23 protein-coding genes and 2 pseudogenes are annotated in these 26,339 nt (G+C 64.3%); 16 read left to right on the top strand and 9 right to left on the bottom strand.

The window, feature by feature from the left end; all coding sequences use genetic code 11:
- Positions 1–42 precede the first annotated feature (42 nt).
- From AC3WJM_RS19375 to AC3WJM_RS19410, 8 genes and pseudogenes are all read left to right on the top strand, one after another.
- Positions 43–1,167 (top strand): Gfo/Idh/MocA family protein, encoded by a 1,125-nt coding sequence (locus tag AC3WJM_RS19375; protein WP_492272725.1) that lies wholly within the window; start codon positions 43–45, stop codon positions 1,165–1,167.
- 46 nt (positions 1,168–1,213) lie between these two features.
- A complete protein-coding gene (locus AC3WJM_RS19380; RefSeq protein WP_492272707.1) occupies positions 1,214–2,212 on the top strand; it encodes a sugar phosphate isomerase/epimerase family protein in 999 nt (332 codons plus the stop codon).
- Between the two features lie 12 nt (positions 2,213–2,224).
- Positions 2,225–3,094 (top strand): 3-keto-disaccharide hydrolase, encoded by an 870-nt coding sequence (locus AC3WJM_RS19385; protein WP_492272708.1) that lies wholly within the window; start codon positions 2,225–2,227, stop codon positions 3,092–3,094.
- Positions 3,091–3,990, top strand: coding sequence for a TolB family protein (locus AC3WJM_RS19390; RefSeq protein WP_492272709.1), 900 nt, complete (start codon positions 3,091–3,093; stop codon positions 3,988–3,990). The genes AC3WJM_RS19385 and AC3WJM_RS19390 overlap by 4 nt, the downstream gene beginning before the upstream one ends.
- Complete coding sequence (locus AC3WJM_RS19395; RefSeq protein ID WP_492272710.1) at positions 3,987–4,460, top strand: heme-degrading domain-containing protein; 474 nt, start codon at positions 3,987–3,989, stop codon at positions 4,458–4,460. The genes AC3WJM_RS19390 and AC3WJM_RS19395 overlap by 4 nt, the downstream gene beginning before the upstream one ends.
- Positions 4,461–4,575: 115 nt before the next feature.
- The gene (locus tag AC3WJM_RS19400) at positions 4,576–5,910 is read left to right on the top strand and encodes an MFS transporter (RefSeq protein WP_284988663.1); all 1,335 of its coding nucleotides are present in this window, start codon (positions 4,576–4,578) and stop codon (positions 5,908–5,910) included.
- Between the two features lie 122 nt (positions 5,911–6,032).
- A complete protein-coding gene (locus AC3WJM_RS19405) occupies positions 6,033–6,563 on the top strand; it encodes a GNAT family N-acetyltransferase (RefSeq protein WP_306963265.1) in 531 nt (176 codons plus the stop codon).
- Positions 6,564–6,766: 203 nt separating this feature from the next.
- A pseudogene (locus tag AC3WJM_RS19410) lies at positions 6,767–7,455 on the top strand (DsbA family oxidoreductase).
- A 74-nt stretch (positions 7,456–7,529) separates the two neighbouring features.
- Here the strand turns inward: AC3WJM_RS19410 and AC3WJM_RS19415 are convergent.
- From AC3WJM_RS19415 to AC3WJM_RS19425, 3 genes and pseudogenes are all read right to left on the bottom strand, one after another.
- Positions 7,530–7,967, bottom strand: a pseudogene (locus tag AC3WJM_RS19415) (IS30 family transposase); the annotation flags it as partial.
- A 115-nt stretch (positions 7,968–8,082) separates the two neighbouring features.
- Complete coding sequence (gene ltrA, locus AC3WJM_RS19420; RefSeq protein WP_492272711.1) at positions 8,083–9,519, bottom strand: group II intron reverse transcriptase/maturase; 1,437 nt, start codon at positions 9,517–9,519, stop codon at positions 8,083–8,085.
- A 538-nt stretch (positions 9,520–10,057) separates the two neighbouring features.
- Positions 10,058–10,738, bottom strand: coding sequence for an IS30 family transposase (locus AC3WJM_RS19425; protein ID WP_492272712.1), 681 nt, complete (start codon positions 10,736–10,738; stop codon positions 10,058–10,060).
- A gap of 263 nt (positions 10,739–11,001) precedes the next feature.
- Here AC3WJM_RS19425 and AC3WJM_RS19430 point away from each other — a divergent pair, with 263 nt between their 5' ends.
- Entirely contained in the window at positions 11,002–11,643 is a 642-nt protein-coding gene (locus AC3WJM_RS19430; protein ID WP_492272713.1) for a TetR/AcrR family transcriptional regulator, read from the top strand.
- A gap of 38 nt (positions 11,644–11,681) precedes the next feature.
- Here the strand turns inward: AC3WJM_RS19430 and AC3WJM_RS19435 are convergent, their stop codons facing one another.
- Both AC3WJM_RS19435 and AC3WJM_RS19440 read right to left on the bottom strand, forming a co-directional pair.
- Positions 11,682–12,416, bottom strand: a complete 735-nt coding sequence (locus tag AC3WJM_RS19435) for a LytR C-terminal domain-containing protein (protein WP_492272714.1) — start codon at positions 12,414–12,416, stop codon at positions 11,682–11,684.
- Positions 12,409–12,708, bottom strand: a complete 300-nt coding sequence (locus AC3WJM_RS19440) for a type II toxin-antitoxin system VapB family antitoxin (RefSeq protein WP_059388531.1) — start codon at positions 12,706–12,708, stop codon at positions 12,409–12,411. The genes AC3WJM_RS19435 and AC3WJM_RS19440 overlap by 8 nt, the downstream gene beginning before the upstream one ends.
- A 170-nt stretch (positions 12,709–12,878) precedes the next feature.
- Between AC3WJM_RS19440 and AC3WJM_RS19445 the strand changes: the two genes are divergently transcribed.
- From AC3WJM_RS19445 to AC3WJM_RS19455, 3 genes are read left to right on the top strand one after another with little or no spacing between them, the layout of a single operon-like run.
- The gene (locus AC3WJM_RS19445; RefSeq protein ID WP_307052855.1) at positions 12,879–13,787 is read left to right on the top strand and encodes a Cof-type HAD-IIB family hydrolase; all 909 of its coding nucleotides are present in this window, start codon (positions 12,879–12,881) and stop codon (positions 13,785–13,787) included.
- A gap of 52 nt (positions 13,788–13,839) precedes the next feature.
- A complete protein-coding gene (locus AC3WJM_RS19450) occupies positions 13,840–15,423 on the top strand; it encodes a stealth family protein (RefSeq protein ID WP_492272715.1) in 1,584 nt (527 codons plus the stop codon).
- A gap of 45 nt (positions 15,424–15,468) precedes the next feature.
- Positions 15,469–17,010 (top strand): DUF2142 domain-containing protein, encoded by a 1,542-nt coding sequence (locus AC3WJM_RS19455; protein WP_492272716.1) that lies wholly within the window; start codon positions 15,469–15,471, stop codon positions 17,008–17,010.
- Between the two features lie 13 nt (positions 17,011–17,023).
- On the opposite strand, the gene AC3WJM_RS19460 is transcribed toward AC3WJM_RS19455, so the two are convergent.
- Complete coding sequence (locus AC3WJM_RS19460) at positions 17,024–17,965, bottom strand: phosphodiesterase (protein ID WP_284988656.1); 942 nt, start codon at positions 17,963–17,965, stop codon at positions 17,024–17,026.
- A 400-nt stretch (positions 17,966–18,365) separates the two neighbouring features.
- On the opposite strand from AC3WJM_RS19460, the gene AC3WJM_RS19465 reads away from it, so the two are divergent.
- From AC3WJM_RS19465 to AC3WJM_RS19475, 3 genes are read left to right on the top strand one after another with little or no spacing between them, the layout of a single operon-like run.
- Positions 18,366–19,838 (top strand): APC family permease, encoded by a 1,473-nt coding sequence (locus tag AC3WJM_RS19465; RefSeq protein ID WP_492272717.1) that lies wholly within the window; start codon positions 18,366–18,368, stop codon positions 19,836–19,838.
- 22 nt (positions 19,839–19,860) lie between these two features.
- A complete protein-coding gene (locus tag AC3WJM_RS19470; protein WP_172465568.1) occupies positions 19,861–20,499 on the top strand; it encodes a TetR/AcrR family transcriptional regulator in 639 nt (212 codons plus the stop codon).
- A gap of 48 nt (positions 20,500–20,547) precedes the next feature.
- Positions 20,548–22,233, top strand: coding sequence for an amidohydrolase (locus AC3WJM_RS19475; protein ID WP_492272718.1), 1,686 nt, complete (start codon positions 20,548–20,550; stop codon positions 22,231–22,233).
- Here AC3WJM_RS19475 and AC3WJM_RS19480 read toward each other — a convergent pair.
- The 3 genes from AC3WJM_RS19480 to AC3WJM_RS19490 all read right to left on the bottom strand — a co-directional run bounded on the left by AC3WJM_RS19480 (position 22,230) and on the right by AC3WJM_RS19490 (position 24,712).
- Positions 22,230–22,715, bottom strand: a complete 486-nt coding sequence (locus AC3WJM_RS19480; RefSeq protein ID WP_306963255.1) for a glutathione peroxidase — start codon at positions 22,713–22,715, stop codon at positions 22,230–22,232. The genes AC3WJM_RS19475 and AC3WJM_RS19480 overlap by 4 nt on opposite strands.
- A 96-nt stretch (positions 22,716–22,811) precedes the next feature.
- Positions 22,812–24,200, bottom strand: coding sequence for a M23 family metallopeptidase (locus AC3WJM_RS19485; protein ID WP_492272719.1), 1,389 nt, complete (start codon positions 24,198–24,200; stop codon positions 22,812–22,814).
- Between the two features lie 131 nt (positions 24,201–24,331).
- Complete coding sequence (locus AC3WJM_RS19490; RefSeq protein ID WP_236814785.1) at positions 24,332–24,712, bottom strand: MarR family winged helix-turn-helix transcriptional regulator; 381 nt, start codon at positions 24,710–24,712, stop codon at positions 24,332–24,334.
- A gap of 97 nt (positions 24,713–24,809) precedes the next feature.
- On the opposite strand from AC3WJM_RS19490, the gene AC3WJM_RS19495 reads away from it, so the two are divergent.
- Positions 24,810–26,276 carry an MFS transporter gene (locus AC3WJM_RS19495; protein WP_441432929.1) on the top strand — a complete coding sequence of 489 codons (1,467 nt, stop codon included), beginning with the start codon at positions 24,810–24,812 and terminating at the stop codon, positions 26,274–26,276.
- Positions 26,277–26,339: the final 63 nt, after the last annotated feature.

Genomic DNA, 26,339 nt, shown 5'->3' on the forward strand with positions numbered 1-26,339 from the left:
ACCCCCACCACCCCCCAGAACGGCGAACCGGGCAAGACAACCCTGGGTGTTGCCGCGATCGGCTACGCGTTCATGGGCAAGGCCCATTCCAATGCGTGGCGGAACGTGGCCAGCTACTTCGACGTCCCGGCCTTCGAGCAGAAAGTGCTCGTGGGCCGGGACGCGGAACAGGTCGCCGAGGCCGCGGCCAGGTACGGGTGGAGCGAGTCCGCCACGGACTGGCGCCAGGTGATCGAACGCGATGACATCCATATCGTGGATATCTGCGCCCCGGGCTGGATGCACGCCGAAATCGCCATCGCGGCACTGGAAGCGGGCAAGCACGTGCTCGTGGAAAAACCCCTCGCGAACACCCTGGCCGAGGCCGAAGCCATGACCGACGCCGCGCGCGCCGCCCGCGCGCGCGGCATCCAGTCCATGATCGGCTTCAACTACCGCCGCGTCCCGGCCCTGGCCCTCGCGAAGGAGCTCATCGCCGAGGGCAGGCTGGGCACCGTCCGGCACGTCCGCGCCGCCTACCTGCAGGACTGGCTCGTGGACGCCGATTCCCCGATGACCTGGCGGCTGAACAAGGAAACCGCCGGATCCGGGGCACTGGGTGACATCGCCTCCCACGCCATCGACCAGGTCCTCTTCCTCCTCGGGGACACCGTCACTGAGGTCTCCGGCCGGCTGCACACTTTCGTGGACAGCCGCCCCGGCGCGGACGGCCCGGAACAAGTCACGGTCGACGACGCCGCCTGGGCCACGCTGACCCTCGCCTCCGGGGCGGTCGCCTCGGTGGAAGTCTCCCGCATGGCCACGGGCAAGAAGAACTCCCTCACGATGGAAATCTACGGCGACAAGGGCTCGCTCCTGTTCGACCTGGAATCCATCAACGAGCTCGGTTTCATGGACGCCACCGTGCCCGTCCGGGAGCAGGGCTTCCGCCGGATCCTGGTCAACGAACCCGAACACCCCTACATGGACGCCTGGTGGCCGCAAGGCCACGTGATCGGCTGGGAGCACACCTTCACCCACGAAATCCGTGACTTCCTTGTGGCCATCGACGCCGGGACGCCGCCCTCGCCGTCGTTCGAGGAAGGCCTCGCCGTCCAGCAGGTCCTGGCCGCCATCGAGGAATCCGCCGACGCCAAGTCCGCCATCATCCAGGTCGCCGGCCACTAATAGCCCTGGCCTGAAGCACGCCCCGAAACTTTCCCAAGGAGAACCCATGCCCCGCCCGTATACCCTATTCACCGGCCAGTGGGCCGACCTGCCCTTCGAGGAAGTCGCCAAGCTCGCCTCCGGCTGGGGCTATGACGGCCTGGAAATCGCCGTGTCCGGCGACCACCTGGACGCCTGGCGCTGGGACGAACCCGGCTACGTCGAGTCCAAACTCGCCATCCTGGACAAATACAACCTCAAGGTCTGGGCCATTTCCAACCACCTCAAGGGTCAGGCCGTGTGCGATGACCCCATCGACTTCCGCCACCAAGCCATCGTCGGGGCCAAGGTCTGGGGCGACGGGGACCCCGAAGGCGTCCGCCAACGCGCCGCCGAGGAAATGAAGCACACCGCCCGCCTCGCCAAAGCACTCGGGGTGGACACCGTCGTCGGGTTCACCGGCTCCTCCATCTGGCAGTACGTCGCCATGTTCCCGCCCGTCCCCGAGAAAGTCATCGAGGCAGGCTACCAGGACTTCGCCGACCGCTGGAACCCCATCCTGGACGTCTTCGACGAGAACGGGGTCCGCTTCGCCCACGAAGTCCACCCCTCCGAGATCGCCTACGACTACTGGACCACCGTCCGGACCCTGGAAGCGATCGGCCACCGGGAAGCGTTCGGCCTGAACTGGGACCCCTCCCACTTCATGTGGCAAGGCATCGACCCCGTCTCCTTCATCTGGGACTTCAAGGACCGGATCTACCACGTGGACTGCAAGGACACCAAGCTGCGCCCCACAGGACGGAACACCGTCCTGGGCTCGCACCTGCCCTGGGGCGACCCCCGCCGCGGCTGGGACTTCGTCTCCGCCGGACGCGGCGACGTCCCCTGGGAATCCTCCTTCCGGGCCCTCGCCGCGATCGGCTACAACGGCCCGATCTCCGTGGAATGGGAGGACGCCGGCATGGACCGTCTCCACGGCGCCCCCGAAGCCCTCGCCGCCCTCAAGAAGTTCGACTTCCCGCCCTCCCAAACCAGCTTCGACGCCGCCTTCAGCCAGGACTAAGGGATGTCCGACGTGAGCAATGACGGGTTCGTCCCGCTGTTCGACGGCGTCAGCCTGGCCGGATGGCACGCCGCACCTCGGATCTACGGTTCGGTGTATCCCGGCGGGCCGAGCGTCCTTGAGCATTTCGATAGCCTGGGACTTGAGCGCCCCCTGGAACCGGAGAAGCATCCTGCCCGCTGGAAGGTTGAAGACGGCGTCCTTGTCGGCGAGCAGGACGCCCCCGGGAGCGGCTACGGCGGCTACCTGGTCAGCGACCAGGCGTTCGGGGACTTCGAATTGCTCCTTGAGATGCGCCCCGATTGGCCTGCGGATACCGGCGTGATGATCCGGCGTCAACGGGACAGCTGGGAAGGGTTCCAGGTCCTCGTGGACCATCGCCCGTCCGGCGGAATCGGCGGCTTCTTCGGCAACGGACTGGCGAGTTTCTCGGCGGTTCCGTTCGCGATCGACGTCGTCCGCGACGACGCCGGCCGGCCCACCGGCCTTGTTGCCGACAACCCGGCCACCTCTGTGGAACCGGTCACGGAAGCGAAGCGCGACCGGCTCAGCTACGCGGCCGACGTCGACGATTTCCTGAAAGTCTGGCGCTGGGATGACTGGAACGAATTACGGATCCGCTGCATGGGTGCCATGCCGGTCATCACCACCTGGATCAACGGCGTCAAGATCGCCGAACTCGATACCGCCACCCTGGAATCGCCCAATTACGACGCCGACGCGGTCTTCGAGGTGCTGGGCGACCGAGGGCATATCGCCCTCGAAGTCCACGACAACGACTCCATGTTCGGCGAAGCCCGCTGGGGTGTCGGGGCGCAATGCCGGTGGCGGAACATCCGGATCAAGGAACTCCCGCCCGGCTCCGGCGGGGGCTCACAGTGATACGGACCCTCCAACCCGGCCAGCGCTGCGAGGTATGGATCGCCTCTGTCAGCGGCACTTCCGAGCTCGTCTTTGCCACGGAAGATCTGCTGCTGGAGGCACCGAACTGGACGCTCGACGGCCGGGCCCTCATCCTCAACGGAGGCGGTGCGCTGTGGCGGTTGGATCTTTCCGGGGAACTGGACACAGGCGGACTCGAAAAGATAGCTGTCACTGGCATTCCGGACCTCAATAACGACCACGTCCTCGCACCCGATGGCGCCACCATTTACCTCTCGGCGAATGACGGCCACATCTACCGCGCAGCCCTCGACGGCGGGGAAGCCTCCAGGATCACGGACGACGACGGGTGGTTCCATTTCCTGCACGGCGTCAGCCCCGACGGAAAGACGCTGGCCTACGTCGGAATTGAAGCCGGTGACTTCACGCAGCCGGGCCGGCTCATCACGATTCCTGCAGGGGGCGGCCAGACCACCGCGATCGACATCGACGGCCACTGCGATGGTCCCGAGTATTCGCTCGATGGGGACTGGCTGTACTTCAATACCGAAGCCTTCACGGACCAGCCGGGCCACGCCCAACTTGCCCGGGTGCGGACCAGCCACGCAAGCGGGCCGGAGCGCCTGCTTGAAAGCAACACTGTCGACTGGTTCCCGCACCTCTCACCCGACGGGCACCTGGCCAGCTACATCCGCTTCCCCGGCGGGACGGTGGGCCATCCCGCCGACTTGCCGGTCGACGTCGTCGTTGTTTCCACGAGTGACTGGGCGACGCCGTTCCACACCTGGCCCCTCTTCGGCGGCCAGGGAACCCTCAACGTCAACAGCTGGTCACCCGACTCGGAGCGGTTTGCTTTTGTTGCCTATCCCATCAATCTCTTAGAAGAGGCACCATGAATGACGTCCCCGCTCTTGATGTGCTGGAAGCGCTCAAACGCCAGGAAGAGGAGCTGATTTTCACCTCGTTCGACCATGGAGACGCGTGGAGGCTCGGCTCGCGGCTCGCGGGCATGGCCCAGGCGGCCGGCCATGCGGTCGGCATCGACATCCGGCGCCCCGGGCTCATCCTTTTCCGCGCTGCGCTACCCGGGATCACACCGGACCAGGAATCGTGGATCGCCCGGAAATCGGCTCTCGTTTTGCGGATGGAAGCGAGCAGCGCACTCGTCGAAGCCCGGTTGTCCTCCGCCGGTATCGATCCGGTGGCCACGGGGTGGCTCGGCGCCGACTATGCCGTGACAGGGGGCTCGTTTCCCGTTCGGGTCCGCGGCGTCGGTGTGGTCGCGGCCGTCACTGCGTCAGGCCTTTCATCGCAGGAGGATCATGACCTGATTGTCGAAGGGATCCGCCAACATCTCGCAGCCTAACCAGGAACTCCTATCAAAAAATTGTTGAACAATTCCTCCGCGTGATGCATCATTGGGTGTAGGCCCCGATTGAGATCGGGATCACAAAGCCCGCCCAACGTTCCATGGAGGAACCATGTCCGCGACCACTTCGCCAAGTCCAACCAGGCGCAGCAAACCCTCGGCAGGCGCCATCAAAGCCTTCATTGCCAGCGTCACAGGCACCTCCCTGGAGTACTACGACTTCGCCATCTACTCGGTCGCCTCCGCGCTCGTCTTCCCCAAGATCTTCTTCCCCACGAACGACGAAACCACGGGCCTCCTGTTGTCCTTCTCGGCCTTCGCGGTGGGTTACCTCGCCCGGCCCATTGGCGGGGTTGTCTTCGGCCGGCTCGGGGACAAGATCGGACGCAAGAACGTCCTGGTCATCACCCTCATCCTCATTGGCGCGGCCACGGTCCTTATCGGCGCCTTGCCGGACTACCACACCATCGGCATCGGGGCCACGATCATCCTGGTGCTCCTTCGCTTGGCCCAGGGCATCGGCGTCGGCGGCGAATGGGGCGGCGCTGTGTTGCTGTCCAGCGAGTACGCAAATCCCAACAAGCGCGGATTCTGGTCTTCCGCAGCCCAAATCGGTCCGCCCGCCGGCAACCTGCTGGCCAATGGCGCCCTGGCCGTCCTCGCCGCCGTCATGAGCAACGGCGCCTTCATTGCATGGGGTTGGCGCGTCGCCTTCCTCAGCTCGGCCATCCTGGTTGCCTTTGGCCTGGTCATCCGGCTCAAACTCGAGGAAACCCCGGTGTTCAAGGCCATCGAGGCCACCGGCGAACGGCCCAAGGCTCCCATCAAGGAAGTCCTCACCACCCAGTTCCGCCCCCTGCTCGCCGCCGCTTTGTGCCGGATTTGCCCAGACGTGTTGTACGCCTTGTTCACCGTCTTTGTCGCGGTCTACGCCACTAAGGAACTCGGCATGACCACCGGCAATGTCCTGGGCGCAGTCCTGGTGGGCTCGGCCTTCCAACTGTTCCTGATCCCGGCCGCGGGAGCCGTCACGGACCGTTTCAACCGCCGGCTCGTCTACGGCATCACCGCCGCGGCCACAGCCGTGTACATTCCGTTGTTCTTCCTCATGATCCAGTCCCGTTCCGTCCTGGTGCTGACTGTCGGCGTCGTGATCGGCCTCGGACTGCACGCCTTCATGTACGGACCACAGGCGGCTTTCATCACCGAACAGTTCCCGGCCCGGCTCCGCTATGCCGGCAGTTCCCTCGCCTACACGGTGGCGGGCGTCGTGGGTGGAGCGGTGGCACCGTTGATCTTCACGGCCCTCTACGCCGCTACCGGAAACTGGATCTTGATCGCCGCATACTTGCTCGTCACCGCCGTGGTCACCATCATCGGCCTCGCCTTGGGCCGGGATCCCGAGCCGGACGAGGACCTTCGCCTGCTTGCGGAAGCCAGCGCCTAAGCAGCCCGACGCCCCGCAACCGGAACGCCCCGGCTGGCCCCCGCCGTCGTACTCTTTCCTGAAACGCCCCTTAAGATCAGTCTTGAGGGGCGTTTCTGCGCCCGATCGCCAGGGAGGACCGCATGAGCCAGACCATCCGTGAAGCAACCGCGGACGACGCCGGACGGCTGGCGGAGCTTGCCGCCGTCACCTTTCCGCTCGCCTGCCCGCCGGGCTCCTCGCCCGAAGACATCGCCGCGCACCTGCGCAGGACGCTCAGTGCGGAGAAGTTCACGGAATACCTTGCCGATCCGGACATCACCATCCTGGCCATCGACGCCGCCGGGGAACTCCGCGGCTACAGCATGCTCGTGGCCCGACCCACGAGCGATACCGACGTCGCTACGGCCCTGACGCACACCCCCTCCACGGAACTGAGCAAGTGCTATGTGCATCCGGAACACCACGGCCTGGGCGCTGCCGCGGAGCTCATGAAGGCCACCTTGGACCGCGCTGCCGGCTCAGGTGCGGCCGGGGTGTGGCTAGGCGTCAACAGCCAGAACGCCAAAGCCATCCGCTTCTATGAGAAGAGCGGGTTCACGAAGGTCGGGACCAAGTCGTTCCGCCTGGGCGATACGGTGGAACACGATTTCGTGATGGAGCGGATGGTCTAGGACACCTGGGACCCCTGAGCCGCCCGGCCTGCGACGCGCAAAATTCCCAGCGACGCGCAAACAGTTTCACGCGGCCGGAATTCGCGTAGTGCCTGCCTGTATCTGCGTCGCACACCATTTAGCGCGTCGTGAACGCGCAGGCTGTGACCAGCCCAACAGGCCATTCCGGGAATGCCCGGCCCCCGCTTCCGGTTGTCGCCACCATGAAGATTGAGATCTGGTCAGACGTCGCTTGCCCGTGGTGCTACATCGGAAAGCGTCGGTTCGAAAGGGCCCTCGCCGAATTCCCGCACCGCGATTCGGTCGAGATCCAGTGGCGCAGCTACCAGTTGGATCCGAGCATCCCGGAGCACTACGACGGCACGGAGCTCGATTACCTGAGCAAGCGCAAGGGCATGAACCCAGGGCAGGTCAGCCAGATGTTCGAGCACGTGGCGTTGCAGGCAAAGGGCGAGGGCCTCAACTACCGCTTCGACGACGTCGTGGTGGCCAACAGCTTCACGGCACACCGCCTCATTCACTTGGCGGCGGCTCACGGCAAGCAGGACGAAGCCAAGGAACTGCTCCTGAGCGGCCATTTCGAACACGGCAAGGACATCGGAAGCCAGGAATACCTGGCCGAACTCGGCGGCGACTTGGGCCTGCCGGAAGCCGAAATCGCAGAGTTGTTCAGCACCGACAAGTACGCGGAGGACGTCCGCGGCGACATCGCCGAAGCCCGGATGATCGGCGTCACTGGCGTGCCGTTCTTCGTCATCGACCGCAAGTACGGACTCTCCGGAGCCCAGCCCTCGGAGGTCTTCACCCAGGCCCTCACACAGGCATGGCAGGAAGCGAATCCCCTGGTCGCCCGCCGGGCGAAGCCTGCGGCCCGGACGGCTGCGCGATCTAGGATCCCCCGCGCGAGCTGGCAGCAGATGACCTGTGCACGCGGGCAAAGTCAATTGGTCGTAGCAACGCGGGGGTTTATGCCGCGTGTAGCAGCTGGTTCAGCCGGTTGGCTGGGGTTTGTAGGTTGAGGGTGGGCCGTGGGCGGCGGTTGAGTTTCGCAGCGACCCGGCGGAGATCCTCCGGGGTGTGAGCGGAGAGGTCCGAGCCTTTCTCGAACCAGAATCTCAGGAGCCGGTTGGTGTTCTCGTTGGTCCCGCGCTGCCAGGGCGAGTGCGGGTCGCAGAAGTAAAGCGTGGCGTCGAGCGCGGTTTGGATCCGCGCGTAGTCGGCCAGTTCCGTGCCGCGGTCCCAGGTGATCGACCGTCGCAGGTGGTCCGGGAGGCTGCCCATCTCCCGGATCATCGCGGCAGCGACGGTCTCGGCGCTGTGGTCCCCGGGGAGGTGGAGCAGGATCGTGAACCGGGTCGAGCGCTCCACAAGGGTGCCGATCGCGGTCCCGCCGGAGCCGATGATGTAGGGTCGGGCCGGGGCGCGGTGCCGGGATTGCTCCCGGCCCGTTTCCCCGACCCGCCCTCCGCACCGGACATGCGACTCTCATCGCATCCGGCGCTCCACGGATAGCCACTCCTCAGGCGGCGCTGGCCCACGGTGTCGGGATGTTTGATGCTCGCCACCGGTACCGTGTGATGGGTATCGTCGCGGTGTCGAACATCGTGATCCCGTTGACCTCTGGCTGGTTTCCGGGCCTTCCGGTCAGGAAACGCCGGTAGAGGTCCCGCCATGTGATTCCCGGATGTCGTTTGCGGATCCATTGGGTGACCCGATGCCACGTAAACGCATCAAGATAACCAAAGGTCGCTTTAGAGACCCCGTGGCGGAAATAGTTGCACCATCCCCGCAGGACCGGGTTGAGCCGGCCCAGCAGATCCGCCAAGCCATGGTGTTCTGATCGACGTGTCAGCGCCCGCACTTTCCCGAGAATCGATAGCAACGATTTCTTGGACGGGTAGGTGTAGACGCTCATTTTGGTTGTTCCTTTCCTTCGCCGCCGCTGGATGCGGAAACCAAGAAAGTCGAACCCCTCATCCAGATGGCAAACCCGGGACTTGGCAACGGAAATCTTCAACCCCAGCGGGGCGATAACCTCCGCGACTTCGTCCCAGAGCGCGTCTGCGTGGGCCTTGGTACCAGCCACCATGATCACGAAGTCATCCGCATAACGGATGATCCGATAGGTGGCCCCGCCCCGCTTCCGGTGTGCTTCCCTGCGGTACGGGCTGCCATGGGCTTCCCATTTAGCGCAGAAATGCCCGTCCAGCACCGACAACGCGATGTTGGCCAGAAGCGGTGAGACGATACCGCCCTGCGGGGTGCCGGTATCGGATTCCCTGACCTTCCCGTCACCGGACATCACGCCCGCCTTCAGGAAACGACTGATCAGGGACAGGACCCTTTTATCGGCGATACGCTTGCGCACCTGCTCCATCACCGCAGAATGCTTCAGCTCGTCGAAACACGCCTGGATATCGGCCTCAAACACCCAGTGATAGTTACGGGTGCCCATGGCGTGTATCTCAGCGATCGCGTCCTGGGCCCGACGTCTGGGGCGGAAGCCGTAACTTACCGACTTGAAATCCGCCTCGAATATCGGTTCCAACACCAATGCCAAGGCTGCTTGCACCACCCGGTCCACCCCGGTGGGGATACCGAGTCTGCGCAGTTTGCTGCTGCCCGGTTTCGGGATCAGACGCTCCCGTACCGGCAACGGGGCAAACGTGCGGGACTTCAACTGCTCCCGTACCTGCCCCAGAAACTCCACAACCTCGGCCCCCTCGGCGATAAGCGCCGGGATGCGCCGGTCAACACCGGCGGTGCGTGCACCCTTGTTCCCCCTGACCCGGCCCCACGCAACGGTGAGGAAATCCGGGTCGCAGACGAGGTTAAACACATCGTCAAAAAGGCGGTCGGGATCTTTGACCGCCCAGTGGTGCAGTTTCGTCTGCATCGCGCGTACCCGCACGGCCGCCCCCTCAGGGGAAGGCCATATCAGTTCACCGGTATTCACCAGTGCCTCCGTTCCTGCAGTAGCTACTGCGTCATATCCGCTGGGGTCCTTCGCCATGTGCGGGGCTTTCCCCCGCTCGGACTACTACGACCCCTCCGCCCCACCGTGCCGCCGTCGACGGACAACGCATCAACCCGGACCTTGCCGTCTCTGGCCGAGACGCCGAAGCCGGGAGCCGCACGGTGGTTCCCACGTTCACTGTCAACCGATTGGCGGGTTAGGTGCCCAGCTATGCCCCTGCGATATCGCCACGGCTACGCCGCAGGCCTTCACCGTGGCCTCCACTGCCAACGACCTTAACCAACAGCGGAGTTTCCAACACCCAGCGGGGTATCGGTGTGCATCGCAGACCAGCCCATATCCACCGGATTTGAGCTGGCGGGAGACTTGAGAAGCTTTTAGCACTGGTTCCTCGCGTACACCTTCCCGCCTTGCTTGCCGGACCCGGACCATCCGGTAGTACTGGCCCGTCCCGGCGTTGTCGGGGCTGCTTGCCACCCTCACCGGCGTTTCCCGGTTCAGGCTGCCCCCAGCTTCGTCATGCTGCTGCGACAGCACAACGGCGAAGGTCTTCCACCTCCGCTCGGTAAAACAGCGCCTCGTGGCGCACGAGGTCACCTTCCCAATGCCCGGGGACGGCCCGGTCCTGGACCTCCGCCGGGCGCTCACTGATCTTGAACGCCTCCTTGTAGGGGCTGTTCTTGGTCCGGTCCGCGGCGTGGGGAACGCGCTGTTTCCGTTTCAGGCTGAGCTTTTCGGCCAGATCTGCCCGCAGGATCCCGCGGGATTGGACGTACAGCGCCTGGTAGATCGTCTCGTGGCTCACCTGCATAGTCTGGTCATCGGTGAAGTAGAACGCCAACATCGATGAAATCAGTTTCGGGCTCCACCCGTCGTCCATCCAGACCGCTATCAGCCGGCAGAGCGCTTCGTTCTCGACGAGCTTCAGGGGCTTCGGTCTGTGCCTGGCCTGATGGGCTTTTGTGTGCGCCACCGAGGCGTAATAGACCCCGTCCGCGCTCGTGTTGCGATTTACCTCCCGCCACACCACGGACTTGTCCCGACCGATCGCCTCACCGATCCTGGCGTAGCTCATTCCACTGCGCCTGCCCATCTGGATCATGCCCCGCTCAGCCAGGCTCAGCGCCCGCTCGTTGGGACCCTCAGCGGACGGTGCGGGATCCACAAGGCCGCCCGTATTGCTCGCATTCACAGTCATCTGGCCACATTGAGCCCACCAGTTCGTCCCGGTCCCATGCGAGGCCCCGACACGCCGGGAAGCAGCGATAACCGACAAACCACCACACACCAGATCAACGAACTCGGTACGCGCATTCGGAGGAAACAACTTGACCATGAAAACGCTCCATCAATCAGAGCGTTGCTACGACCATATGACTTTGCCGCGATTTTGAGGTCACCTGCTGCCAGCTCGCGCCACGCCCACGCAACTTTGCTGACAGATCCCTGTAAAGTGTCGGTATGCCTAGGATTACGGCCGCCACCAATGCGGCGCAGCGCGCTGAAACCCGACGCCGGGTCCTGACAGCTTTCGGTGAACTGCTCTTCACCCATGGCCTGCCCGGCTTGACCATGACCGACGTCGCCCGGCACGCCGGAGTCGGCCGGACCGCGGTGTACAACTACTACGCCGACATGGAACAGCTCCTCATCGCGTACGCCCTGGACGAGACTGAGCGGTTTTTGGGCGACCTGCGTGAATCGCTAGCCGCACTGCAGAACCCGGTGGACCGTCTGGCCCTCTACGTGCGCGCCCAAGTGGAAGACCTCAGCCGCCGGCACCTCCCGCCGGGTCCTGCGATGGCGGCCGTCCTCTCCCCCGCTTCCTTCGCGAAACTGGCAGACCACGTGGGCGAACTCAACCTGCTGCTCCAGGACATCCTGCGCGACGGTATCGCAACTGGCTACCTCCCGCCCACCGACGTCGGTCAGCTCGCCAGGCTCATCCACGGGACTCTTTCCTCGAGCGCGGCACGCGGAAAGAGCGCGAACGGAACGGAGCTTGACGAGCTTGAGGAGCGGCTGGTCCAGACCGTGCGGTTTATCCAGTTGGGCGCAGGAGCAAGGTTCGACGACGACGGCCGGCCCGCGCGCTTGGCCTGACCCGGCCGCGGGCTGGCCCTCTCCGCTGGAGGCCAACGCTAAGGCGTCGGCATCACAGGCAGCTTGGCGTTGTCCGCGATCCGCTGCTCAAGGCGGGGACAGCTGAGCTTGCCAGGGGTATTGTCCACGAGTTCCGGCGGCACGAGCGCCGAGAAGCCGGGCGCGAGGATAAGGTCCACGGAGGCATCCGTGCGTTGGTCTTGGAAGTAGTCGGTGCCCGCGATGTTCCTCTGGATGTTGAAAGCCGCCGCTTGGCCGCCCGATCCCGAAACAACCATGGCCGGGCCGTTGTAGCTGGTGGTGGAGTTATCGACGGTGCCAACGTTGTAGCCCCGTGCCTTCAACTGGTCCGCGACGTTCTTGGCCAGACCGGCCCTGCCGGCGGCGTTGTAGATATTCACGCTGATCTTGTTATTGGGCGTGTAGTCGAAAACAGTAGCGGGACATACCGCCGCCGGCGCCTGGCTTGCAACGGCGGAGGGAAATCGAATCACGCCGTTGATGACTGCCCAGGCGCCCACGAGTCCGGCAACCACCAGTCCGACCAGCAGCGCGAGCACGATCCCATGCAGGAGGCGGCGGCTGAACCACCCCGGGTTGCTCTCGGGTCCCGGAGCATCGGCAAAAGTTGCCCTAAGCTCCGGCCCTGTGACAACGCGATGCCCGTGCAGACTCGTCGGGTCTTTCTGACGACCGGGACGTTTCCGGCGCTTCCTCGGATCCGCATTTTCGGGCACTGCCACCTGCTCCTCCGGGATTGTTTCGTTAACCATCTATCACCAGGACCCGGGCGTGGATGGCCGTGCGCTGGTGGAGCGCGGTCCGGACAGCACGGTGGAGTCCGTCTTCGAGGTACAGCAGGCCTTGGTACTGCACCACATGCGGGAAAAGGTCGCCGAAGAACGTTGAATCCTCAGCCAACAGTGCTTCCAGGTCAAGCGTGCGTTTGGTGGTGACAAGTTCGTCGAGCCGGACAGGACGGGGCGGCAGCGAGGCCCAGTCCTTGGGCGTGGAAAAACCATGGTCGGGGTACGGGCGTCCCTCGCCCACAGCTTTGAATATCACTTTGCAAGCCTAAAGAAGTAAGGCCTCCAAGGGAACTTGTGAGAAGTCGGTCACCAAGGTTGTGGCCAAAAGGTAACCGTTGACGGGCGGTGCGCGCTGAAACGTTGCCGCCTCCCGCCGTCGGCCGTCACAGCGCTGCCGCCATCACGGCGGACTGACAGAATAGGATCATGACTGCTTCAATGCCAGGCACGCACCCGGCTGCTCCCGCCCTCGCACTCCTCCTCGACGTCGACGGCCCCGTCGCGAGTCCCGTGACGCGCGACGTGAAGCCGGAAATCATCGCCGACCTCGTGGGCTTGGCATCCGCAGGCATCCCCGTTATTTTCAACACCGGCCGCTCAGACGCTTTCATCCGCGAGCAGGTCATGGCACCCATGATCGCCGCCGGAATGCCTGCGGGAACGGTGGTCCACGCGATCTGCGAAAAGGGCGCTGTGTGGTTCAGCTACACCTCGGGCGGCCCGGGACCCATTCACGTGGACCATGACCTAGCTGTCCCGAAGGCCTACGGCGATGACGTCCGCCGCATGGTGGCAGAGGACTATGCGACGCACATGTTCTTCGATGAGACAAAGCGCGCCATGGTCTCGGTGGAACAGCATCTGGACGTTTCAAGCGACGACTACCTGGCCGAGCAGAAGCTCTTCGACGCCGATGCCTTGGAACTCATGGGCAGGCATGGGCTCTCCGCCGCGCTCCTGGACCACCACGCACCAGAGTCCGACGACGCCGCCGACTACCGCCTGGATCCCACCATCATCTCCACCGACATCGAGTCCATCCGGCTCGGCAAGGATCTCGGCGCGAGCCGCGCGGTGGAGCTCCTCGCCGCCCAGGGCATCACCCCGCAGGCCTGGCGGACAGTGGGCGATTCGCGCACGGACTACGCCATGGCGGATTGGCTCCACCACAATGACCACAGCGTCAAGCACGTCGACGTCCGGCCCGCCGACGGCGTGCCAAACAAGCCCTACGATGTTCTTACAGCCACAGACCTCGGCCTGGGCGACGACGTCATTCACGACGACGCCGGAGGCGCATTCCTGCGCAGTTGGCGCGAAGCCTTGGTGGGCTAGGTCCACCAAGCCCGCGCGAACCACAACCTTTCGGAGAAAAGCCATCACAGACATGGACCAGCAAGCAATCTACTTCGGTAGCCCCCCGTCCGACGACGATGCGGTCGTTCCCGAACCGACGTCGCCCGCAGTCGAGGCGCGCCTCAAGCACCGTCCCGACGTCGTCCGCCATCGCGGCCGCTACAGCTTGCTGAACCAGAACCGCACTCCGCAGCAGGTGATGGTCGAAGACCTTCTCGTGATCCGCGCCGCGCTGGACGCGGCGGGGCTGGACTTCATCCTGGTCCGCGGCAACGACCACCGGCCCGTGATCGCCGTCGATTGGAAGCTCCGGAAGAAACTGCGCCAGGCTTTGGTCTCGGCTTTCCGGAACGAGCCGTTTTACTCCATGGCCGTCGACGCGCGGAAGAAATCCACGTTGCTGGTGGCCGACGGCGAGCTCTCGAACAACCGGAAGGCCAGGATCTTCCGGCTCTTCCGTCCCCGCGTGGAACCCGGGGGCGGGCTGACATACGGTCCATCGCTGGGCGTGCAACTGGAACTGTGGGAGTTCGACGGCGAACAACTCGTGTTGCCGGTGGAGAACTCCCTGACCCGGCGGACCATGCTACGCCAGGACGCTGTCCGGGGCACGGTGGAACGCCACGGGCTGAGCTGGCCGACCATCGAGAACATGTTCGCGGACCACGCGAGCGACATCGACTTCGACGTCGACATCGTCTTTTCATGGGTGGACGGAAACGATCCCGCATACATCGCGGCCCGCCGCGAGCAGATGAAAGACGCTGTGGTGGGCGAGGGCGACGCGCACGAAGCCCGTTTCCGCCAGATCAACGAACTCAAATATGCCCTGCGCTCCGTGTACATGTATGCGCCCTGGATTCGCCGGATCTACATCGCCACGGACTCTCCCGCGCCGGAGTGGCTGGCAGAGCACCCGAGCGTCAGGATCATGCGCAGCGTGGAGTTCTTCAAGGACCCCACAGTGCTGCCCACCCACAATTCCCAGGCCGTGGAATCCCAGTTGCACCACATTGATGGCCTCTCCGAGCATTTCCTGTATTCCAACGACGACATGTTCTTCGGCCGACCCGTAGCACCGGACATGTTCTTCACTCCCGGCGGAATCACCAAGTTCATCGAAGCCTCCACCCGGATCGGACTGGGAGAGAACGACGCCGAGCGCAGCGGCTTCGAGAACGCGGCCCGCGTCAACAGGAAGCTTCTCTGGGAACGGTTCGGACGCATCACCACGCGCCACTTGGAACACACTGCCGCGCCCCTCCGCCGCAGCGTAATCGCAGAGATGGAGCGGGAGTTTCCCGCCGAATTCGCCAAGACGGCGGCCAGCAGATTCCGTGCGGCGGACAACATCTCGGTGACCAACTCGTTTTACCACTACTACTCGTTGCTCACCGGCCGGGCAGTGACGCAGACGGCAGCCAAGGTCAGGTATGTGGACACAACCCTGTGGTCCGGGCTGCACTACCTGCCCACTTTGCTCGCCAAACGCAATGTGGACTTCTTCTGCCTCAACGATGGCAGCTTCCCCGAGGTGGCTGCCGACGAAAGGGCCGGACTCGTGACGGACTTCATGGAGAAGTACTTCCCGGTCAAGGCGCCGTGGGAGAAGTAAAGTAGCTGTGAATCTCCGCACCCGATCAACGAACAGACATGTCTATTGAACCCCCTCAGCCTTCCCCCTTGGTTCCTACGCTTTCTCGCAATATTCGCCATTCTTGGGCTCCTCACCTCGATCTGGGCACTGGCAAGCCCCCTTATGTCCGTGCCGGACGAGCCAGCTCACACCGTGAAGGCAGGGGCCGTTGTTCGAGGGCAGTTGCGAGGGGAACCTGGCGCGAATCAAGGTGATCGGGCCCAGGTGCTCGTCCCTGCGTTCGTGGGAACGGTGGATGGACTCCAAACTTGCTTCGCTTGGAATCCGGCGGTGTCCGCCGGTTGCAGCCCTACGCTGTCAGATGACGTCTCAGAGCTGAAGGCATACACCAGCGCGGGAAACTACAACCCGATGTACTACGCGGTGGCTGGGCTTCCGAGCCTGTTCCTTACCGGCGCCAAGGCCATCTACGCCATGCGGATCGTTGGCGGTCTTCTCAGCGTTGCCTTCCTTGCTGTTGCCCTGACTGCTTTGGCGAGCCTTCAACGCTGGAAACTGCCATTGTTTGTCGGGTCGATAGCCGTGACCCCCATGGTTTTGTTCCTGTCCGGAGGGGTGAACCCCAATTCACTGGAAATCGCCGCGTCGATGGCTGTGTTCAGCGCACTGTGTTTGTCGTGGGAGAGAATCGCCTCCGGCGCTCATTGGCGGCTACCCCTTGCCGCTGCGGCGATTTCAGCTGCTGTCCTGGCCAACACCCGGGCTGCCTCACTTCTTTGGCTCGCCTTGGCCGTGGCGGCGTCACTCTTGATGTTCGGGCTTCGTCCGCTCGTTTCCGTGTTGCGTCTGCGATTTGTGCAGGCGATGGCATTCGTGGTCGCCGTCGCGTGCGGGCTCGCCGTGCTTTGGCTCAAGAGCGCGGATAGCCTGCAAAGCCTCATGGGCGCGGGGATCGACACATCACCGGCCCGGATCGCCGTGATCATGCTGGACAAGACGTTCGATTTCGCGGCCGGTTACGTGTCCTACCTTGGTTGGCTGGATACTTTGGGGCCAAGCGGGGTGCTCACCGTCTGGGCGGCGCTGATCATCGGGGCGATCGTGGCAGCATTGTCCGTGCCCAGCCGTTCAGCGCGGCTGACCATCGCTTTCCTGGTGGCTGCGATCATCGTCCTCCCTCCGGTGCTGCAGATTCCCCTTGCGAAGGAGGTAGGAATTATCTGGCAGGGTCGGTACATCCTGGCGCTTGTGGCCGTGATGATCACTGCGTGCGGGGTTGCAATGCGCTCTTTCGATATCGACTTCAGCCGCTCAGGACGACGGGCGCTATCGGTAGTGCTCGCTATCCTGGTATTTGGCCATTTCTACAGCTTTATCTATGGAATGCGCCGGTACGTCATTGGTCTCCATGACGAGTCCAACTGGCGGGACATGCTGACGGCGCCCCAGTGGCAGCCGCCGCTTGGATGGATTCCCCTTACTGTGGCCTACCTGGCTGTCTTGTTCGTGGGAGCCGTTCTTCTTTACCGCACCATGACGGCCCGGAATCCAGTAAGCCCGGCGCCGAGCACCACGCCAATGGAAGTCCGGGCATCGAACGTGTAGAGACCAGCTGCCCCTAGCGTCGGGTCATCTCCGGATGCTTCGCATCGGCCATGGAACCGCGTTCGTGCGTGGCTCGCTGGGGAATCCGGATGCCTGCTTGGGCGAGCCGCCGCCTCGTAGCTTCCGGGCTGACGTACTCACCGACAGTAGGCGATTTGCCCAGCGGCACCACCGAATGAACGATCGTCTGCTCGTAAACGTGGACCAGGTTGAATGCCTGGGCACCGTCCCGGCCTCGGGTGCCGCCCTGCGGAACATTGAGGTCCTGCGTGTAGCAGCTCGCGGAAGCCACCGATACCGGGACGCCCGCGAACATGGCCATGGTGGAGTAGTGCAGGTGGCCGCCCAGGATGGAACGGATATCCGAATTGCGTACGACGTCGGCCAGTGCCGCTTGGCCGCGCAGCTCCACCAGGATGGATAGGTCGAGGACGCTCGGGACCGGAGGGTGGTGGAGGGCAAGGATCGTTCCGTCCGGGGCCGGCGTCGCGAGCTCCGATTCCAACCAGTCGAGCTGGCTCTGGCTCAGCTCACCGTGATGGAAGCCGGGCACGGAGGTATCCAGCGTGATGATCCGCAGCCCGTTGACGAAGTAGCTGTGATCCACCGGAGCGTCATTGTCGCTCTGGTCGAAGAGGCCAGCACGGAAATTCGCCCGGTCGTCGTGGTTTCCCATCGCCCAGATCACCCGCGCTCCCATCTCTCGACAGGCAGGCTCGACGATCGACCGGAGTTTGGCGTAGGCGCCCGGCTCACCCTGATCGGCGAGGTCACCGGTGAAGATCACGGCGTCGGGACGGACCTTTGACGCGTGTACTTCCGAAAAGAGTTGCCTGAGATGGGCTTCGCTGTCGACGGCGCCGTAGAGGGGTTCCGGCCCTCCCAACAGATGGGAGTCGCTAAGGTGCAGAAGTACGTGTCCTGGCCGCGGGTGCTCGGCCTCGATGAGCTCCATTACTACCTTCGGGTCGGTAGGAGACGGCGCCTCCAGTGTCTGCCCCAATAAACCCAATCCAACCAGACAAAAGGCTAACGCAGGGTAACTTACCGTCGGAATGTTGGAAAATTACTGGGGCTCCCCTCCGATCCCCGCTCACTTTTAGGGCGATTTTCGACGACGCTCGCTCACCTTTAGCCGCATTCCACCCGACGCTCGCTCACCAAAAATGAGCGAGCGTCCGCCCAAAAGACCACATAGGTGAGCGGGCGTCCGCCCAAAAGACCACATAGGTGAGCGGGCGTCCGCCCAAAAGACCACATAGGTGAGCGGGCGTCGGTGTTTTGGCGCCGGTTGGAAGCGAGCTCCAAAACAGACCCCCTTGACTCGAACATGTGCCTCCCCTCACAATAAGCGAATGGCTTTCACTAAAGAAGAGGCGGCGCTCGTGCCGTCCGCGACCGTCAGCGTTGACGGCGGATTGAAGAAGAACGCAATCGGCACACGCGACATTGTGTTCATGTTGGTGTCAGCGGCCGCTCCGCTGACCATCGTCGTCGGCATCGCCCCGCTCGCCCTCGCTGTGGGCGGCGTCGGTGCGCCCGCCATCTACATTGCCGCGGCTATCGGCCTGGGCCTGTTCGCCATCGGTTTCATGGCGCTCACCCGCCATGTCCGGTCCTACAGCGGCTTTTATGGCTACATCTCGAAAACCCTCGGCCGCGTGGTTGGCCTCGGCTCCGGCCTCACCGCCTGGATGAGCTACAACGGCTTGCAAATCGGCCTCTATGGACTGCTGGGGATCCAAGCCAACCTCGCTGTGAAGTCCTTCACCGGCGTGGAACTTCCCTGGTGGCTCTACGCGATCGTGTCGATCGGAGCCGTCTGGTACTTGGGCTGGCGCGGGATCGACGTAGGCGCCAGGGTCCTCGCGGTCCTGCTCACCCTCGAAACCGCGATCGTCGCCATCGTCGCCGCGTTCGTCCTGGCCCAGGGCGGCGCACACGGCATCAGTTTTGAATCATTCAGCCCGCAGGCCATCTTCTCCCCGCAGTTCGCCGCCGTCCTGGGCCTGGGTTTCTCCGCCTTCATGGGATTTGAATCCGGAGCCCTTTACCGGGAAGAGGCCCGCGACCCGGACCGCAGTGTCCCCCGTGCCACCTATATCTCCATCGCCTTCATCGGCGCGTTCTACGCCTTCGCCGTCTGGATCATCGTCCAGGCCTTCGGAGCGGACGCCGTCCAGGCCTTTGCCGCCGGCCACCTCGACGCCGGAGACACCGCCTACATAGCAGCGGGCAACTTCGCGGGCGGCTGGTGCGTGAACCTCATGAGCGTGTTGATCGTTACCAGCATCTTCGCGGCCCAGCTCTCCTTCCACAACACCATCAACCGCTACACGTTGTCCTTGAGCCGCGAGGGCATCTTCCCGAAGCGCTCGGGCCGGATCAGCCCTCGATATCGCACGCCGTCCGTGGCCGGCTTCGACCAGACCCTCCTCGCGCTCGCCCTCGTGATCGGCGCGGCCCTCTTCCAGCTGGACCCCTTCACCCAGTTCCTGATCTGGACGAACACCCCGGGAGTGATCGGCGTCCTCCTCCTGCAGGCACTCACCGGCGTCGGGGTCGTGGTCTTCTTCGCGCGACTCAAGGACCATGGCCTTCGCTGGTACGTCGCGCCTTCTGCCGTGGCAGCCACGATCATCATGTGCGTAGTCATCTACCTGATGGCCAACAATGCCCAACTGATCACCGGCCTTCCGGCCGGGGACCCCGTCAACACGACGCTCCTCGTTTTCGCCCCGCTTTTGTTTGCTGCCGGAACCGTACTGGCCCTCGTGCTGCGCAAGGTCAACCCGGCCGCATACCGGCGGATCGGACACGCCGAGTGATCCCGGAGCCTAGTCTTGAGGGATGCAGACTCCGAGCAAAACCAGCCAGCTAGGACGGCCCCGGACACCGAGGCTCTCACGGAAGGCGATCGGCCGCGCGGCACTTGAGATGTTCGAAAAGGAAGAGAGCCTCTCGATCCCTCGGCTCGCGGAACGCCTGGGCGTCAGGCAGTCATCTTTCTACAAGCACGTCACGGGTCGGCAGGAGATCATCGAACTGGCCCGTGGCGCGCTCGTAGACAGAGCTCCGATGCCCGAGTTGCCGTCCGGCAGCCTCGACGACGTCATCCGCGAGATCTTCGACTCCCTCCGCAAGGCGTACAGCCTGGTACCGGCGCTCCTTCCCCTCCTGCTCACGCAGCCGGTGTCGCACCCGGCAGCCTTGGAGCGCTACGACCAGTACGTCGAAGCGTTTGAGATCGCGGGGGCGCCACGGCACCTCATCATTCCGGCACTGGAAACCCTCGACAGCGCAGCGATCGGCGCGAGCCTCGACGCAATGACGATGGAATCCGCATGGAGCATCAACGAAGAGGAAGAAGGCACTTATCCCCATCTGTTCGCGGCAAAGAAGGCCGTGGCAGAGCACCCTGTGGACCGCTTCGCATTCCTGGCCGATGTCCTCTCGGCAGGATTGAAGGCAGCCATCGACGACGACTGATCCTCACCGGGCCGGCGTCGGAACCCGAACACAACAAGGAGTTATATCTTGACCACGCCCGAGCCCATCGATCTCGTCATCTTCTCGTCCAGCATCCTCCACGGTGAGGCGCTGACTGAGACCGCCGGTTTCGTCGCCGTCTCGAATGGGAGGATTGCGCACGTCGGCCGCACCGACGGCGAGCAGACAGCCAACGCCGCCGCCGAATGGACGGCACGAGCCAAACAGGTGATCGACGTCGGCGAGGCAACAGTCTGCCCCGGCCTGATCGACGCCCACATCCATCCCATCCACGGCGCGGAAATCGCCCGCGGCCTTGACCTGGGCGGGATCACCGAGCTCGACGACGTCCGCGCCGCCCTCGTGCGATATGCCGCTTCCACACCGCACGCCGTCGGCTCCGATTGGTTGTTCGCTTGGGGCCTCGACCCTGTCATTTTCGGGGATGCGGGTTTCAACAACTCCCTCTTCGACGGCATCCTCGACGACGAACTCGTGTTCATCACCCTGTTCGACGGCCACGCCTCGCTCGTCTCCGACGCCGCCCTCAAGCTCGCCGGGGTCACCGGAGCGGAGAAACTGCCGAGCACGGGCTATGTCGGCGTCGACCAGCTCGGCAAGCCCAACGGCATGCTCTACGAAATGGCCGCCCAGGAGCTCGTCCGCGGCGTCCTTCCCGAGCTCTCCTTCGAGCAGCGCGTCGACGGGCTGGAGAAACTCCTGCGTTCCATGGCCGAATCCGGGCTGGTGGCGGGCCAGATGCTGGACTTCGGCGCCCCGGACACCTTGGAGGTGCTGGAGGCCTTGGAGCGCCGAGGCGAGCTCGCCATCCGGCTGCGGATCTCCCCGTGGGTCATGCCCGGCGCCACGGAGGAAGACCTGAGGGCTATGCTCGCGATGCAGGGCAGGCACGGAAGGCGCTGGCACGTTCACGGCATCAAGCTCATGATGGATGGAACCATCGACAACGGCACGGCGTGGCTCTTTGAGCCCGACGCCCACGGAGAATCCCTCCACCCGCTCTGGCACGATCCTGAAGCCCTCGCCGCGGCCATGAAGTTCTTCCACGACCACCGGATCCCCACCACGACGCACGCCATCGGCGATCAGGCGGTGTCCTTCGTCGCCCGGACCATCGGGGCCCTTCCCAAGAACGGCACGGTCCACCGGATCGAGCACATCGAGTCCATCCCGGATTCGGTGTTGGCGGAAATCATCAATGCGGGCGCCGCTACCAGCCTGCAGCCGACTCATTGCGCCCTCTACAGCCGAGCCGACCACACGGACAATTGGTCCCGCAGGCTTGGCAGCGAACGGGCCAACCACGCGTGGCGGACCCGCGATCTCCGCGACGCCGGAGCGATCGTCGCGCTCGGATCGGACTGGCCCATCGCTCCCTTCGACCCGCGGGCGATCATCGCCTCAGCGCAGACGCGCCGCCCGGCCGGCCGGCCCGACGTCGAACCCGTCCAACCCCTGCAGGCGCTGTCCGCGCGTGCCGCGCTCGAAGGTTACACGAGCCAATATTGGAGGTCTGTCGGTGAAGAGGGCGGAATCGTAGAGATCGGGGCACGCGCCGATCTGACCGTGGTCCGGCACAATCCTTTGACCACCGCGCCGGACGAATTCGCGCAGACGCCGGTGATCCTGACCGTTGTTGACGGTGAAATCGTTGTCGACGGCCGTCAGGTGCTTACGGCGGGAGTCACTCTGGACTCCGTCCAGGGAGCCTAGGCGAGGGCCTCTTCGAGTGCCTCGATGAGCTCTTGGGAATCGGGCTCGACGGCGGACGGGAAGCGGGCGAGCACCGCGCCTTCGCGGCTCACGAGGAACTTTTCGAAGTTCCACTTCACCTTCTGCGGTTTGGAGCCGTCGTCCGTCCGGGTCAGCTCGGCGTACAGGGGGTGCTGTTGTTTGCCGCGGACCTTGGCCTTGCTCGCGAGCGGGAACGAGACGCCGAAATTGCGCTGGCAGAAGTCCGCGATCTCGGCGTCCGAACCCTGTTCCTGGCCGGCGAACTGGTTGCACGGCACGCCCAGAATCTCGAATCCACGGTCACGGTATTTGCCGTAGAGCTCCTCCAGTCCCGAGTACTGGCGCGTGAACCCACACTTCGAAGCCACGTTGACAACCAGTACGGCTTTGCCCTCGAAATGCCCGAAGTCGGCCTGGGAGCCGTCGTTGAACGTCAGGGGGATGCTGTAGAGCGGGGACATTGAATCGCTTCCTTACCACGGGGAACCTTGGCAAACTGCCGCCTTCGAGTCTACGCGCGGCAGCTCGCTTGGACAGGCTACAAGGAATGCGACGACTTACGGCTTGGGGGACGCGGTTTTGGTAGTTGCCGTGACCGACGGCGTGGGCTGGGTGGGTGCCGGCGGCGTGGGCACGGACTGGGTCACGCTCGGCACCGGAACGGGAAGGCTCGACGTCGGCGCCACCGGCGGCGGTACGGTCACGGTAGGCGGGACTACCGTTGCCGGCCCCTGCGTCGCCGTGGGCGGTTGCGTCCCGGTAGGAGCCTGCGTCAAGGTAGGGCTCGGGGTGCCGCTCGGTGTCTTGCTTGGCGTGGGAGTGCCGCTCGGAGTCGGTGTTGGCGTCGCGGTCGGGGTGCCAGTCGGCGTCCCGGTCGGGCTCGGCGTCGGGCTCGGAGTCGGCGTCCCGGTGGGTGACGCTGTCGGGCTCGGCGTCGGGCTCGTAGCCGGCGTCCCGGTCGGTGACCCCGTCGGGCTGCCGCTGGGTGACGCCGTCGGTGTCGCGGTCGGCACAACCTTCGCTTCCTGCACCCCGCCGGTCACCGCTTCCCTTGAGGGTACGGCTCCCGGGTCGGTCGGCACGGCCCCGGGGATGGACCAGACAGACCCGGCCGAGGTCGCGGTGGCGGAACCTGGCTGGTAGCTGACCATCGGGATGTCGCCGAGGGGATCCACCTGCTTGGTGGGCAGGAACGTCCAGTTCATCGGGTTGGTATAGACACCGTTGAGGATCGTCTCGAAGTGCAAGTGGCAACCGGTCGAGGAACCCGTGGTTCCCACCCTGGCAATGACTTCGCCTACACGGACCGATTGCCCCTTGGTCACTGCAATGCCCTGCAGGTGGTTATACGTGGTGACAAGGCCGTTGCCGTGATCGATTTCCACGCGATTGCCGCCGCCCCAGGGGTGCCAACCCACGGCCCGGACCACGCCGGAGTCGGCTGCGTAGACCAGCGTGCCGCAAGCCGCGGCGAAATCCTGGCCCCAGTGGAACTCGCCCGGCAATCCGGTGAACGGATCGATCCTCAACCCGAAGGGAGAGCTCGGAAGCAGCATTTCGAGCGGCGCGTAGAGTTTCCCGGCAGGCGGCCGGTCGAGGGAACTCGACGAGACATTGAGAGTGCCAACGCCGTTCTTATCGAGGGTTTGGACCGGGGAGCGTTCAAAAGACACCGTGGCTTTGTCACCTGCCTGGACCGGGGCCGACGGCGGGCTTGGGGGCACGGTCTCCTGGGCGCTCGAGGTGGCACCATCGGTGGGCAGCATTCCGGGTTCGACTTGGCCAGTGGCCAGGGATCCATCGCTTGCCGCTCCGCCCAAACCCGGGCCCTGGAAACCGAAAGCGAGGATTACCACGACAGCGAGGAAGCACGCCGAAAGGACCCGGCCGAATTTTCTTGTGAGCACCAGGTCGACGACCTGGCCAGACTCATGATGCTTTCCCACAGCGGCTCCTGAGACGGGCGCTCATCCCCAGTACGGGCGCGCTTGTCCCATTGTGGCCGTTGCGAAATCGAATGGGAACACTCGACTTCATACTTGGCCGGTCCGCGAAACACTCGCCGGACCGTGGCGGGCTACTCGCCGAGGTTCTCTTTAAGCAGGGCGCGGTGCTCGACGGCGGCATCCGAATGCAGCGTGCGCCCGGCGTCGGTCAGTTCGAGGTACAGCGAGCGGCGGTCATCTGTGCAGGTCACGCGGGACACGAGTCCGGCTTTCTCCAAGCGGTCAACAACCTTGGAGACAGCGCTCTGGGTCATGGGAGTCCGCTCGCCCAGCGCCTTCATTCGGCAGGCAGAGTCAACGCTTTCGGCAACAAGATCGAGGATTTCGAACTCGTTCAGGCCGATGTCGAACTTGGCTTCGAGGGCGCGGTCGATCGCGGCCGCGGTGCGGAAGTACGAGTTCTGGATGCTGCGCCATTGCTCAACCAGCTGGCGATCCTGCGTTGTTGCCATGGCCCGATTCTAGTCGAAACCCCAAATAAAGTCCACGTCATAAGATTCCTAGTCATATTCCTTGTCATTGAATGACGCGTCATATAGATTGATCTGCATGACTTCACCAAGCACCCTCACTAGATCTGCCGAGCAGCTCCATACAGCCGTCCGCTGGACCCGGGCCCAGTGGCTGCTGCTGATGGTGGTGTGCACCGTTCTGGCCCTCGACGGCCTGGACGTTTCCATGGTGGGCGTAGCCCTTCCCTCCATCGGCCACGAACTCCACCTCGGAACCGATTCCCTGCAGTGGATCGTTTCCGCCTACGTCCTGGGGTACGGGAGCCTGTTGCTCCTGGGCGGGCGGCTCGCCGACCTGCTGGGCCGGCGTCGGATCTTCCTGATCGCCTTGACCGTGTTCGCTGCGGCTTCGCTCCTCGGCGGCCTCGTGAACGATCCCACCCTCTTGATCGCAACGCGCTTCGTCAAGGGCCTGGCCGCGGCATTCACTGCCCCCACCGGGTTCTCCATCATCACTACCAACTTCGCCGAAGGCCGCGAGCGCAACAAGGCGCTGTCCATCTTCACCACTTTCGGCGCGAGCGGCTTTTCGCTCGGGCTGGTGGTTGGCGGGCTCATGACCAGTTTGAGCTGGCGCTGGACCTTCCTTGTATCGGTACCGATCGCCGTCGCCGTCGTGCTTCTCGGCATGTTGTTCATTCCCCGGGATAAGCCGTCCACGGAAGAAAGCGGCCACGACGTCTGGGGCGCGGTGACCCTCGCACTCGGCATGCTTGGCCTCGTGTACACCTTGGTTTCAGCGCCGGAGAAGGGCTGGGGATCTGTGGCAACAATCGCCGGATTCGCCATCTCTGCTGCCGTGCTGGCAACCTTCGCCGTCATCGAAAACCGCGTCAAGCACCCGCTTATCCGCTTCGGCATCCTGCGTGAAGGCTGGGTGGCCCGCGCCAACCTGAGTGCCGTTGGACTGTTCGGCTCCTACCTGAGCTTCCAGTTCATCCTCACCATGTACCTGCAGTCGGTGCTCGGCTGGTCTCCCCTGGGCATGGCGCTTGCCTTGCTTCCCACAGGGCTCCTGGTGGCAACGAGCGCACCCTTCGCGGACAGGTTCATCGAGAAATTCGGCGCCCCGAAGCTCATCCTCACCGGCCTGACCGCCATGGGACTGGGCTACGTCTTGTTCCTCCGCGTTGGAACGTCGCCCAACTACGTCCTGGACATCCTGCCCTCGGTCATCCTGCTGGGCATCGGTTTCGCTTTGGCCTTCCCGTCCATCAATGTCCAAGCCACCGCTGGAATCCGGGATTCGGAGCAGGGACTGGCCGCCGGACTCATCCAGACCAGCACGCAGGTTGGCGCGGCACTCGTCCTCGCCGTGACGACCGCCCTCGTCAGCGGGCATGACACCGGCGCAGGCGCAAACGGCCCTGTCAGCGCGGCGGCCATGCTCGATCAGTACCGGCCCGGCCTGGTCCTGAGCGCTGCGGTGGCGATTGCGGCCCTGCTCGTGGCAGCGTCCCCGGCGCGCCGTCGTCGGGCACTTGCCGAGCAGCCCGCAGCCTAAGCGGACTCGCGTGAAAGGTGCCGGCCGGCTCATTCCAGGGCGGGCCGGCACTTCTGCGTTAGC

This window comes from Arthrobacter sp. FW306-1B-G06A (assembly GCF_058781765.1).